This window comes from Terriglobales bacterium, from assembly GCA_035561515.1.
Taxonomy (GTDB): domain Bacteria; phylum Acidobacteriota; class Terriglobia; order Terriglobales; family Acidobacteriaceae; genus DATMXP01.
Genome location: DATMXP010000013.1, coordinates 179,791 through 193,165 on the forward strand (window position 1 = coordinate 179,791; position 13,375 = coordinate 193,165).

Annotated in this window: 8 protein-coding genes; 7 read left to right on the plus strand and 1 reads right to left on the minus strand. The window is 51.0% G+C overall.

Annotated elements, in window-relative coordinates; translation table 11 throughout:
- Window positions 1-8 precede the first annotated feature (8 nt).
- Entirely contained in the window at window positions 9-1,316 is a 1,308-nt protein-coding gene (locus VN577_05090) for a hypothetical protein (protein ID HWR14178.1), read from the minus strand.
- A gap of 589 nt (window positions 1,317-1,905) precedes the next feature.
- Between VN577_05090 and VN577_05095 the strand changes: the two genes are divergently transcribed.
- The 7 genes from VN577_05095 (at window position 1,906) to VN577_05125 (ending at window position 12,919) form a co-directional block, all read left to right on the plus strand.
- Window positions 1,906-4,071 (plus strand): capsule assembly Wzi family protein, encoded by a 2,166-nt coding sequence (locus VN577_05095; protein HWR14179.1) that lies wholly within the window; start codon window positions 1,906-1,908, stop codon window positions 4,069-4,071.
- 518 nt (window positions 4,072-4,589) lie between these two features.
- Entirely contained in the window at window positions 4,590-6,638 is a 2,049-nt protein-coding gene (locus VN577_05100; GenBank protein ID HWR14180.1) for an SLBB domain-containing protein, read from the plus strand.
- 130 nt (window positions 6,639-6,768) lie between these two features.
- Window positions 6,769-7,959 carry a Wzz/FepE/Etk N-terminal domain-containing protein gene (locus tag VN577_05105; GenBank protein ID HWR14181.1) on the plus strand — a complete coding sequence of 397 codons (1,191 nt, stop codon included), beginning with the start codon at window positions 6,769-6,771 and terminating at the stop codon, window positions 7,957-7,959.
- 63 nt (window positions 7,960-8,022) lie between these two features.
- Window positions 8,023-9,306 (plus strand): MATE family efflux transporter, encoded by a 1,284-nt coding sequence (locus tag VN577_05110; protein ID HWR14182.1) that lies wholly within the window; start codon window positions 8,023-8,025, stop codon window positions 9,304-9,306.
- Window positions 9,307-9,520: 214 nt separating this feature from the next.
- Window positions 9,521-10,705, plus strand: a complete 1,185-nt coding sequence (locus VN577_05115; protein HWR14183.1) for an O-antigen polymerase — start codon at window positions 9,521-9,523, stop codon at window positions 10,703-10,705.
- A 16-nt stretch (window positions 10,706-10,721) separates the two neighbouring features.
- Window positions 10,722-11,831, plus strand: coding sequence for a glycosyltransferase family 4 protein (locus VN577_05120; protein HWR14184.1), 1,110 nt, complete (start codon window positions 10,722-10,724; stop codon window positions 11,829-11,831).
- A 56-nt stretch (window positions 11,832-11,887) separates the two neighbouring features.
- On the plus strand, window positions 11,888-12,919 hold the full coding sequence (locus VN577_05125) for a glycosyltransferase (protein HWR14185.1): 1,032 nt from the start codon (window positions 11,888-11,890) through the stop codon (window positions 12,917-12,919).
- The last annotated feature ends 456 nt before the right edge of the window (window positions 12,920-13,375 follow it).

The window sequence follows — 13,375 nt, forward strand, 5'->3', positions numbered from 1 at the left end:
CGAATGAATTATCTAGCACCAAGAGCTAGATCGTGAACCGCAATTCCCCACAACATGTGTGCGGCCCACCTTCGATAGAAATTTGTATCCTGTGATCCAGGGTAGCGCCGAATATCCGGGTACTCGCCGTACTCCGTTAGAATGTAGTGCCGAATAGCAGATGCGTCGTCGGCGCTACCCCAACGAGCAGTAAACGCCAATGCCATTCCGGCGCCCCAGGCCTCGGCACCTAAACTGTCGTACACATTGCCGTAAGTTACGTCGGCAGGCATCTGATGCAAAGTCCCGTCGCGCCAGAACATCCGTATGGATCGGAGTGCATCTGCGCGCATCCATGGGATTGGCACAGTACCGCCACCGGCTCGATAGACCTCCAATCCCCAGAGGATGTAAACATGATGTACCAGATCATTGGGGTCAGGATGATCAACTGGTACATTGTAGGTCCAGAATGGAGCTTGGTCTCTGATCGTCGCCGTGTTGATAATAGATCGAACACTATCATCGATTCTCGTGCGCAACAGCTTCCTGTCTTCGACTGATAGCCAATTTGGATGCTCACGGAGCAGTCTGGCGCCAACCCCCGACATCATAGCTGAGACGTTGGGAACAAATTTGGCATCCAACACTGAGGTGCTGTACCAGAAAAAACCGCCACTTTCACGTGTCGACCAGGCCTTCTCACACCATGTCATGACAACTTGTTTCACTAATTCCTGAATTGCCGCCCGGTCTTGACTGTTCCAAAGCTCTGGACTGGCAGCGGCGTCCAACAAGCCTTCCAGAGCTAAAGCTGTCGTGATCGTATAGGGCTGATTAGCAGGATTCGACGATCCGTCGCTAAACGCATCCCACGGCTCCGGCAAGCCCCACCCAGGTGTGCCATCGTGGTCATCATCCGCATGCGTGAACAGCCACCGGACAGCAGCCCTGATGCGTGTCTTGGAATCGTCAGTGTAAGTTGCACGATACCGGAGATCTTCAGCCTGCAGCAGCAATCCAACGGCCATGGGCTGGTCACTTATGTCTTCGAAGAAGGCATCCGGGCCAAAGCCAGGCGATTCCACGGAAAAGCGCGACAGGAGTTGCAGATATTCGGAACTGGCGGATCGACCATGCGCGCTCTGTACCATCGTTGGAGAACTTACGGCAGGTGCTTCGGACTGTCCACATCCCGACATGAAGAAAACCGCCACTATCCAGACAGTAAGCAAAAATTTTATCGCTGTGATACTGCTCCATGTCCGCGTGAGTGCAAGCTTCATCATCATCACGAAAGAGAGTTTATCGCTTCTCTGTCTCCAACCGATGAACATTATGGATCTAGCAAGAACGCTCATTGGTCTGTCCGATACTCCGAATAATGGGCTGAGGCTCTATACCAGACTGGTGCGAGTGAAGAACTCAACGAGGATCGCTTAGGCTGAGCACACGATGCCCCACTGTTTGCAACAGCATAACGCAGCCCGACGCTTCACAGGTTTGTTGGAGATATCTCATGCCTACTCAATTGGAGGAACTTTTGAGGGGAGAGTCGTTGGTAACAATTCAGTGCCGGTTCCGTTGAAAAACGAGATCGAGTCGCACCGATTGATCGAAATATCTGTGAGCATATAGCGCCGAAATCGGCAAAAGAGAGGAACTGGTTCTGTAGTGTCTCTTTCACCCAATGCTAATTACGTCCGGTATACCTTCTACTTGGCTTTCGTCATAGCCTGTTTGTTATTGCCCGGCTGCAAGGCGCTGGGGCAAGCGACAGACTCTGCCTCAACCAGTCAGCGGTTGTCGAACTCCGATAATGAGCTGGGGGGCAAGACATTTTGGTCGCATATCGTTCAAGACCAGCGGAGTATCTGGCTCAGCCCTTTTCGTGCCAAGGCGGCAGACGCGCAATGGCTCGTTCCTATGGCCGGGATTGCAACTGGTCTTCTGCTGACGGACCGCGACGCGGTCGCTGGTATCGGAAGCGGCAACCTGAAAAGAGCAAGCCAAATATCCGACGCAGGACTGATCGCCTACAGCGGCGGAGTAGCTTTGCTTTATCTTTACGGACGAACGAGTTCATCGAAAGCAAAAGAGACCGGAATCTTGGCTGCCGAAGCCGGCATTAACAGCCTCGTGGTACATACCGCGCTTAGTTACGGTTTTTCCAGAGAGCGACCGCTGGAAGGGGGCGGCGCCGGCCGCTTCTTTCGGCCTGTAGCCACTTCTTTCTACTCGGGACATTCGACCGTGGCATGGAGCTTCGCGTCTGTCATAGCACAGGAATATCCCGGTTGGCTCAGTAAGGCACTGGCCTATGGTGTTGCGAGCGGCGTAAGCCTTTCCCGCTTGAAAGCGAAGGAGCACTTTCCGTCAGATGTCTTTGTTGGAGCGGTGAGTGGATACCTGATCGGCAGAGATGTGTACCGTCGCCGGCACAATCCTGAGGTCGACGACTCATTCGGCACTTTCGTGAATGTGCATCCAGAGTGGAATTCGGGAAATGCGGGAACATCCTATGTTCCGCTTGATAGCTGGACGTACCCCGTGTTCGAGAAACTGATCTCGCTCGGCTACGTTCGGTACCAGTTCTTAGGGCTGAAACCGTGGACGCGAACCGCTTGTGCCGAAATGGTAGCCGAAGCACAATCCAGGATCGATGCGGATAATGCGCCCTCCTCCGAAGCAATTTCTTTGTTGGATTCGTTAAGAAAGGAATTTGCGGATGAGTCGAAGCTTGGCTCCAGCTTTGACAATACTGCAATTCGCCTTGAGTCGGTCTATAGCCGTTCGGCCGTCATCGCTGGCCCTCCGCTCAACGACAGTTACCATTTTGGTCAGACGATCACCAACGATTTTGGTCGGCTATTTCAGCGTGGGTTCAATCAGATTATCGGATTCACCGCCCGCGCAGAGCAAGGTCGCTTTTCGTACTTCGTCCGCGGAGAATATCAGCATGCACCCTCTGGGCAGGCGTACCCACTTTCAGTCCGAGAAGTTATCGCAGACATGGACGGCACAGAAGTGGCTCCCGCAACAATCGTTCCTCAAACAAATCGATTTGCGCTGATCGACGCCTATGCCTCTATGACGATAGCTGGACATGTCGTATCCGTTGGAAAGCAGGGAATGTGGTGGGGGCCCGGCAAAGGCGGTGCTATGATCCTAAGCAACAATGCCGAACCGTTCTATCTCGTGAGAATCGATCGTGCGATTCCCCTGAAGCTACCCTGGATCTTAAAGTATCTAGGACCAGTTCGTTACGACGGATACTTCGGCGCACTGGCAGAACACAGCTTCCCTCGCCGTCCATTCATGCACGGCGAGAAGTTCAGCTTTAAACCAACGGAGAACCTCGAACTCGGATTCTCGCGAACGGCAGTATTCGCCGGCGAAGGAGTTTCTCCCTTAACCTTCGGAGTGCTTTGGAAGAGTCTTACTAGTGCGGTCAGCAGCACCACTCCAGGCGCAGATCCTCGCATCAGCCCTGGCGCGAGGCACGGCCAATTCGATTTCTCCTACCGGATACCGGGCCTTCGGAAATGGCTGACCCTATACAGCGACTCCCTTGTTCACGATGATGTTTCACCCATTGCCGCTCCACGACGGGCAGCCATTAATCCGGGCATTTATCTCACCAGGTTCCCAGGTTTGTCAAAGCTTGATCTCCGGGTCGAGGCGGTCAACACGGATCCTCCCATCGTTAACAGCCTCGGAGGCAAGTTCTTCTACTGGGAAAGCGTTTATCGCGACCTGTATCTCAACAAGAGTCGCCTTCTAGGGCACTGGATTGGCCGCGAAGGCAAAGGTATTCAGGCTTGGAGCACGTATTGGATCAGTCCGGTCAACACGATCCAAGCTGGTTACCGCAATGCGAAGATTGCGAAGGATTTTGTCCCCGGTGGCGAGACAGTGAACGATTTTAGCTTGCGATCAACCATCCGCATTGCTCCTCAACTTCAGGTGGCAGCTTCTGTTCAGTACGAACAGTGGCTCGCTCCCATCTTGTCGCCGGGACTCCAAAGAAACTGGACGGGATCGCTACAGATAACCTACTGGCCTAAACAGTTCGTGCTACATCGCCGATGATGTATCGCCTAAATTATCTCGAAAATATTGTGACCAGCCACTATTCTACAAAACGAATGTTGCCCAAACTTCTGACTTCCATCGCGATACTGATCTGCGGCATCAGTGTGGCGCAGGCTCAACTGCCAAGCAGGCAAGGAACGGATATGCCTGTATGCCAAACTCCCGACTGCGCGGAGAGTCGGGATGAAGAACTACAGTCGGATCAGATGGATGGTGCCTCTTACGGACCCATTCCCTCCCAGATGGAGCCGAGAAATCGCCAGGGCGAGGATGGCTCAGAGCCGGGGTTTTCAGACATTAATCGAAACCCTTCGACCCAGGATCTTTCACAAGACGAACTAGACCGGATACGCCAGCGGCGGCGTCCATCCAGTCAGCCTAGCAACGTCCGAATGGAGCCTGAAAAGCCAACGGAGTTTCAGAACTTCGTCTTTAGTGCTACGGGGCTAAGGCTCCCTATTTACGGCCGAAATCTGTTTCGACAGGTACCCAGCACGTTTGCACCGGTGGATCACGTGCCCGTCCCAGCAGACTACATTTTGGGGCCGAACGATGAGTTGTTGATCCGTGTGTGGGGACAAATCGATTTCAACGCGAGAGTCGTTATCGACCGCAACGGACAAATCTACCTGCCCAAGGTGGGAACACTGACTGTTACCGGCTTGAAGTACACCGAGTTGCAGGCGTACTTGAAAGCTAATGTTGGCAGACTCTTCAAGAATTTCGACCTTAATGTAAACTTGGGGCGCCTGCGCTCGATTCAAGTTTATGTTGTGGGTCGCGCTCGTAAACCTGGCGTTTATACGGTGGGTTCACTCAGCACACTGGTAAACGCTTTATTCGCTTCGGGAGGTCCGGACGCGAATGGTTCGATGCGGCACATTCAAGTTCGGCGACAGTCAGGAGCGGTAGTTGATTTCGATCTGTACGACCTTCTCGTCAAAGGCGACAAATCCAAAGACATATTCCTGCAGTCCGGAGACGTTATTTACATACCGCCGGTCGGACCTCAGGTAGCGATCACGGGAAGCGTGAATCTGCCTGGAATTTATGAGCTGCGGGACGTCACAAAACTGCAGGATCAACTGGAAACGGCTGGTGGGCTGAGTACGACCGCGGACGGAAGTCGTGTAATCCTCGAACGCATCGAGAACAGAACCGTGCGTAATGTGGAAGAGTTCACCTTGGATACAATCGGTCTCGGGCGATCACTTCAAGATGGCGATGTAATTCGGGTTTTCCCAATCTCTCCGCGTTTCGACAATGCAGTTACCTTGCGCGGAAATGTCGCTCGTCCGGGGCGCTACCCATGGCGCGAAGGCATGCGACTTCACGACCTGATTCCTTCCAGAAATGCAATTGTTACTGCAGATTACTGGGCTCGGCAGAATGAGTTAGGTCAAAACAAGACCGAATGGATCGATCGAACACTTGAGCGCAAACGCCAAGAGGATCATCGCTACCAACGAGACAACAAATCACAAGCAGATGGCTCGATCCCCAAAAATGACGATCTCGACGAACCGGATGCCAAGCAGGACGAAGATCAAGGAATCGCAAAAGTGCGCCGGTTGAAAGAGGAACGCGCGGTCCTTCGACGTAATCCCGCGGAGATTAACTGGGACTACGCCGTGGTCCAAAGACTCAATCCTGAAGATCTCACCTCACGATTGATCCCGTTCAATCTCAGCAAAGCGATTGCCGACTCAAAGTCCGAGGACAACATCGGACTTCAGCCCGGCGATGTGATCACGATCTTCTCTCAAGCTGATATTACGGTTCCTGTCGAACAACGCACTAAGTTCGTCAAGATTGAAGGCGAAGTAAAGGCATCGGGGATCTATCGAGCCGAACCGGGAGAAACACTTCGCGACCTGGTGTCGCGGGCGGGCGGCTTCACTCCAAAAGCATTCGTGTTTGCTTCCGATTTTCGGCGGGAATCCACGCGTGAGGAGCAACAAAAGAAACTAGAAGCTGCGGCCGATCAAATCGAACACGATCTCCGCGCGAAATCGGCGGAGGTTGCAAAGCTCTCGAATCCCGAAGATCGCGTCGCAGCTCTGCAGCAACTTGAAGCCGACCGCCAAGCTTTGCAAAGGTTTAGGACTGCCAAGGCAACCGGACGGATCGTGCTCGACCTGCGACCGAAAGATAATGATATTTCGGCACTTCCGGCAATTGATTTGGAAGACGGCGACACCTTGATTGTGCCAGCGATGCCGGCGACGGTGGAAGTCGTTGGCTCGGTCTATAACCAGAGCGCGTTCTTGTTCCAGTCGGGTATGAACGTTAAGCACTACCTCGATAAAGCGGGCGGCGCTACCAGGGATGCGGACACCGGTCGCATATTCGTGATCCGAGCCGATGGGTCAGTGGTTAGCAAGCAACGGCACCGTGGCATCTGGTCTGCAGGCTTCGACAACCTACAGTTGTTGGCGGGCGATACGCTGGTTGTACCATCACGAATCCGGACCACCAGCTTGTTGCGTGAACTTCGCGACTGGTCTCAAGTGTTCGCCCAATTTGCTCTCGGCGCAGCCGCGATCAAGGTTATTCGGGAGTAGAGCAGTTCATACGTTTAGGAAGTTTCCATACAGAAGAAATGCAGCCATCAGCAGAACAGGCATCAAGCGCGACTTAGCAGTCGATTAAAGTTTCGAACGAAAAAGAGTCTTGCTGCAACGTTAGGCTGGTGTGAGGGGCACTGAAATCGAAACACTCAATACAATTCAGTCGGACATCGGTGGCGATCGTAATGTTCGTCAGGGAATCCAAGTGTGGCCGTTGGTTTCCGCCTTGGCTCGCCAGAAAGCAATCATCATCTACACAACGGGATTGGCTTTGCTGGTGGCACTCCTTGTGAGCTTCCTCATCCCCGGCATGTATGAGGCGAACACCACGATAATGCCTCCACAACAGGTGCAATCAGCATCTACGGCGCTCTTGGGACAATTGGCGCCACTTGCCTCACTCGCTGGCAAGGATCTCGGCCTGGCGAACCCGGCAGCAGTTTACATTTCCATTCTCAAATCACGAACGATCCAAGACTCTCTAATAACAAAGTTCGAGCTGGTAAAGCGCTATCGATTAAAACGTTGGTCGGACGTGCGAAAAGAACTCAGGTCACGCACAGAAGTCTCTGAGGATCGTAAGAGCGGGGTGATTACGATCGCGGTCGTTGACGAGGATCCCCGTACTGCCGCATTGATTGCAAATGCGTATGTCGAAGAACTCCGTCAGCTTACCTCCCGCTTGGCAGTCACAGAAGCCGCACGCAGGAGGGTCTTCTTTGAGAGAGAAGTTCAAGAGGAGAAGAGAGCGCTAGCTTCGGCCGAGAACAATTTGCGAAAAACTCAGGAGGCAACCGGTTTAATACAACTCGACAGTCAAGCAAAGGCTATTATCGAGAGTGTTGCTCGGGTCCGCTCTCAAATAGCCACAAAAGAAGTAGAGTTGCAAGCGATTGGATCGTTCGCCACGCCAGAGAACCCCGACTACGTACGACTTCAACAGCAACTGCTTGGGTTACGAAGCCAATTAACGAAGATGGAGCGAAGTACGGTTGACGGCGTGCGCGAAATCGGAATTCCGACAGGCAAGGTGCCCGAGGCCGGCTTGATGTATGTGCGCAGCCTCCGAGAAGTGAAGTATCATGAGATGCTGTTCGAGGTACTCGCCAAGCAATTTGAGGCCGCAAAAATCGATGAAGCTAAAGAAGGGGCACTTATCCAGGTGATTGATTATGCCATTACACCTGACCGGAAAGTCGGCCCCAGTCGACTAAGGACAGTGTTGCTGGTCTGTGTCAGCGTTTTCATCCTAGTTTGCGGTGCTGTCGGTTATCGTGAATATCAGAACCAGGTGAACACACCTAAGGTTCCATGAGACCAAACATCTTCGCACTCTTAGGACTAACATTTTGAGCCTCTGTGAAGAACCGGATGCCCGATGAGTACCGCCTCTGAGCCCATTAATGCCCGGATCAGTGCGCTTTCCGTCTTTAACGACCATCGCGACTACATCCTTACATTCGGTGCTGAGATTTCGATCTTCCTGTCTCAAATGATCCTGTACCGATGGATTGCAAACGGATTCGGAAAACAGGCATTCGATGAGTTCGCGCTCGCAAGAAGATCCATTACCCTATTGCAGCCAGTCCTGCTCCTAGGCTTGTCAGTAGCCCTGCCCAGACATCTGTCGTTTGCAGTCGCAGACAAAGATCACCCCAGAGCAACCAGGCTATACGGGGCTACGCTTTTAATGGTCGCGGTAACGTGCTCGTTGGCACTTGCAGCGACTGCCCTTTTCAATAGACCGTTGGCTTTGGCGATCTTTGGTGCCTCAAGTTACTCAACCTTGTTGGTTTCATTAACAACGATGGTAGTTGGGATCGTTGCGCATAGCGTTGTGTATGCTTTCTTCCGGGGAACGCTTAACATGACTTACGCAAACTTGCTCCAGTTCATAAATTTAGGAGTAATCCCGGTTATCGTGTATTGTTTTGTTCGGAGTAGCATATCTGCGGTTCTCGTCTGGACAGGTGTTTGCTGGATTGTTGTTGCTGTGGCTTTTGGTATCAGAACCCCTCTGTGTGCGGTCGGCTTCCACCGATTTGAAATCAAACAATTGTTCGTCTATGGAATTCAGAGAGTTGGTGGAGACTTCCTCGTTATGGCTTTGATGACTCTGCCGGCTGTGGTGCTTGCCCATGTGGCCGGGATCGAGCATGCTGGCGCAATGGCATTCGGAATGTCCTTTTTGACTATGTTTGGAGCTGTATTTGGCCCGGCAAGCATTGTTCTGTTGCCAAAAGCAAGTCGCATGTTAGCTTGTGGCCGACACAATGAACTTCGCTCCCATGTTCGGAGCGCATTCGTGATCACAATAACTGTTGCATTGTTGCTGACGATTGCAGTTGAGTCGTTTAGTGACCAAATTGTAACATCATATTTAGGAACGGGATACGAAGATGTCGCAGCGTACTTGAAGATACTCGCTTTGGCGTCCGTTCCGTACGCGCTTTATTGCGTTCTGCGCGGAGTGATCGATGCCTACTATGTCTCAGGAGTTAATAGTTGGAATCTCTTCCTCTCGTTTCTTGTTTTTTGCCTCGTCACATGCTTTGCGATTCAATCTCAGTCGAGTGAACTTATTGCTATTGCTGTGGTTTCGAGTCTCTATGTTTTGTGTGTGTTGACCTTGTACAGGATCTTGGCAATTGTCCGGAATTAATCACCAACTCACACGGACCACATACAAGCTCTTGTTAGCATTCTCACTTACTGCCTTCGTGTTTCTCTACGCTGTTGAGATTCTGGGGCTCGCCCTCGGATCGAGTGTTGCCGCATGCTTTGTAGTGTCTTTGCTGATATGCGAGTTTTCGACTCGCGTGCTTGATCTCTCTCGGCTCACTATCGGCGGATTTTGGTACTTAAGCTATCTTCCTATGATCTTCTTGCCCTCTCTGTATGTCTACAGCCAACAGGAAGGGCCGTACCGAAGCACTTTCCTTTTCTCGGTAACAGTAACACTTGTTACTGTGCCTCTGGGATGGCTTTTGGCCAACGCGTGTTTTCGCTCCTCCGCGCAAGAGGTTGAATGTTTCTATTTTCTTCCCATTGACGATCTAGATTATGAAAACCTCAAGCGGCCGATCCTGTGCCTGGTACTCGGTGCGCTCGTATTTACTGCTTACTACATCTACGAGGTCAACACAGTTCCATTGTTCTACCTGCTGCGAAACCCTGGTGATTATCTTGAACTAGTAACATTGCGAGAGGAATCATTTAAACTCCTCGATTCCCGATTCACATACATTTATTTCATTCTTAGATCGGTATTGTATCCGTTTCTGATACTCGTAACTCTGGGGTGTTATTTGAGGACTCGGGAGCGGTTGTGGTTTGTTCTATTCTCTGTGACGACTTTCATGGGTTTATTCTTTGCATCGTTGTCATTAGCAAAAGCTCCCGTCTCCATTATCTTCGCGGTCATCGGGCTGTTTACGTACCTCTATAGGCGAGGGAAGTTGGGCAAGAAACTGGTGATTACTATTTTAGTTCTGGTCCTGCTATTCCCATTCTTTGTCGTTCTTGGAATATCTACCGATTCAGTTACAGTGCAAATGGCAACCCTGGCACTAGCGTCACGGGTGTTTTATATGCCAGCAGAAGTTGTCTATTATTATTTTGAGGTCTTTCCACAACAAACAAATTTCCTGCACGGCCGATCGATCGACAAACTAGCTCGAGCGTTAGGCGAAGCCCCGTTCCCGATAGAAAATCATGTCGGGACGTATGCTTACCCTCAATATCAAGATACCGTTTCGGCAAATGGCGCTTTCATCGCATATCTTTATGCGGATTTTGGTGTGGCTGGCGTTTTGTTGGGAGGAATATTAGCAGGGTTTGTAATGCAATCAGTTGGAATATGGGTGATTCGACGAAGAAAGACCATTATTACAATTGCGGCATACGCCTTTATGATGTATGCCTTCTGGTTCTTGCATTCGATTTCTTTAGCAGTGGTAATTGCGTCCAACGGCGTGGCCTTGATAATCATATTGACAGTCTTACTATCCCGCACTCGCGGAAAAGAATCCTCGGCCCCGGTCCGCTACCAGGGCTTTTGACAAGATTGAATCAAGGATGAAGAAAAAAGTCGTTCACTTAACCTCCGTTCACTCTCCCAATGACGTTCGCATCCTTCATAAGGAGTGCCGAACTTTGGCAGACACGGGGTACGACGTTACGTTGATTGCCCCTTGTTCGGGAGATAACGTTGTTTCAGGAGTCAAAATAACGGGTGTACCCGTGCCGAGTAGTCGACTACATCGCATGCTAGTCACGAGTCGCCAGATCTTCAGCACTGCTCTCAAACTGAATGCAGACGTATATCATTTTCATGATCCTGAGCTGATCCCGGTTGGTTTGCTACTTAAACTTCATGGGAAGTGTGTCATTTACGATTCCCATGAGAATCTTCCGGGTGACTTGTTAACGAAGGAATGGCTTCACCCCCGCCTTCGATATGCCGCATCGAAAGTCGCCGCGACGGTCCAAACGTTGGCAGTCCGGATGTTTGACGCTGTTATTGCAGCAACTGCCCCTGTGGCAAAACTATTCCCCAGCCAAAAGACGGCAATCGTTCAGAACTTCCCGCGGGTCGAGGAGTTACCCCCTAGCAATCAGGACTATCAGAGCCGGGGTAACGTAGCGATATATGTGGGCGACATAACTGGAATTCGCGGAGCAGTCGAGATGGTCCGGGCGATGGCTGCTATTTCGTTGTCTTACGATCCTACCCTGCTCATGGCTGGGAACATTTACCCTCAGCAACTCGAACGAGATCTGCAAAATGAGTGTGGATGGGAGCGCGTTACATACGTCGGATTTTGTTCTCGCACCGAATTGCCAACGCTATTGGGAAAAGCGCGAATGGGCCTCGTCTTGCTTCATCCGGTTCCGAATCTCATAGATGCTCAACCCGTGAAGCTATTCGAGTATCTCTGTGCTGGCATTCCTATAGTAGCTTCCGATTTTCCTTTATGGAGGAAACTGGTCGATCAAGTCGGATGTGGACTACTCGTGAATCCCTTAAAGCCGGACGAAATAGCGGAAGCAATTTGCTGGATACTCAACCACCCAATCGAAGCTGAAGCTATGGGTAATAGAGGACGCGAAGCCGTTCACCGGATCTTTAATTGGGACAACGAAGCACGTTCTCTCTTGAACCTCTATGGCAGGATACTAAATTGACTCAAGCTCAGTTTTCAGGTGATCGAAGGAGACTCTCTCGGCTAAGGAAGTCGGACTTGCACGACGTTGCACAAGAATCCATAACGGTTATTCTCGCTACCTACAATGAAGAGAACATGATTGCCCGGTGTCTTACTTCTCTGCGGCAACAGGTTCTTCCCGGCTTTATGCTTCAGATATTGGTTGTTGATGGGGGATCAACAGACAAGACTCGTGACATTGTCGCCGCACAAATCAAAGAAGATCCTCGGATCCAATTAGAAATCAACCATAAACGAGAAATTCCGTTTGCTTGGAACCTGGGCCTATCACATTCGACCGCCAAGTACGTCTGCATCTTTGGAGCGCACAACGTATATGAGTCCAACTACATTTCCGAGTGTATTCGTGAACTCCAAACTCAGTCAAACGTTGCTGGCTGCTCGGGTCGTGTGATAACCATCGCAGCCGACGACACTCTCTCGAGCAAATTGGCGGCATGGGCGATGTCTCACCCGTTTGGGTCATCGGGCAAGTCGTTTAGAACTCAACGGGAGGGCAAGGTCGACAGTCCGGCTTTCCCAGTATTTCTCAGGAAAGCATTAGTCGAGATCGGTGGTTATGATGAGCGATTGTACCGAAACGAAGACAATGACATGAGTAGAAGATTGTTAGCGGCTGGATTTGAACTGAGGTGTACCTGGAAGACAACGTGTAACTATCGTGCCAAGAAGAACGTCAGTGAATTGTGTCGCTATGGATTTCGAAATGGTTTTTGGAACTTCATTGGCTTCCGCACTGATCGAGCCACTATGAAAATCAGACACTTTGTGCCACTGGCATTCGTGGTGGGTTTAATAGCTTCGGCAGTGTTGGCTGCTTTGGTGCCAATCTTGCATCTGCCAAGGTGGATTGCACTCCCATTCTTTTTCATCATGGGCTCCCATCTGCTTGCGGGGACTGTGTCGTCTTTACTAGTGGGTCTTCGTTGCAGAACGTTCCGGACGGCGCTTTTGCCATTGGTGTTTCTTGCATTTCATATTTCCTACGGAACGGGAACGCTTTGGTCCATTGTGAATCATGCACAATCCCCGGAGGTACACCACTAGTACGCAAAGAATAGATTCTTTCGTATCAGACGCCGAATGGCGCTTTTTTCGCGCTTTAGATGTGTATGTTGCCTGCACTTTTCTAGAATCAAGAGCTACTTGTCAAGATTCGGATGCCAGAGACGAGCGAGTTTCCACGCATACTTGCACAGTCGTTAGCGTTCCGGCGTTTTAGGATATTAAGTAACAATCAGGTCTAGAACATCGTTGTTAGCCGCCGGGTGTTCGAATGTCCAGTATCGTTTGTAATCTAGCGGCCATTCTCCCTTACAGACTAAAGTAATCTCGGTCGTTAGGTTCTTAATTGTGGAGAACCAGACGAGAGCCTTCGCTCCAGCGGAGTGGGAGGATTGTAATGCGGAATAGCAGTTTTCTTAAGGCCCATGTAGCTTTCGTTGTTCTAGCGTTGTTACTTCTCATCATGGTGGGTTGTGGCGGAACCTCATCCTCTTCTCC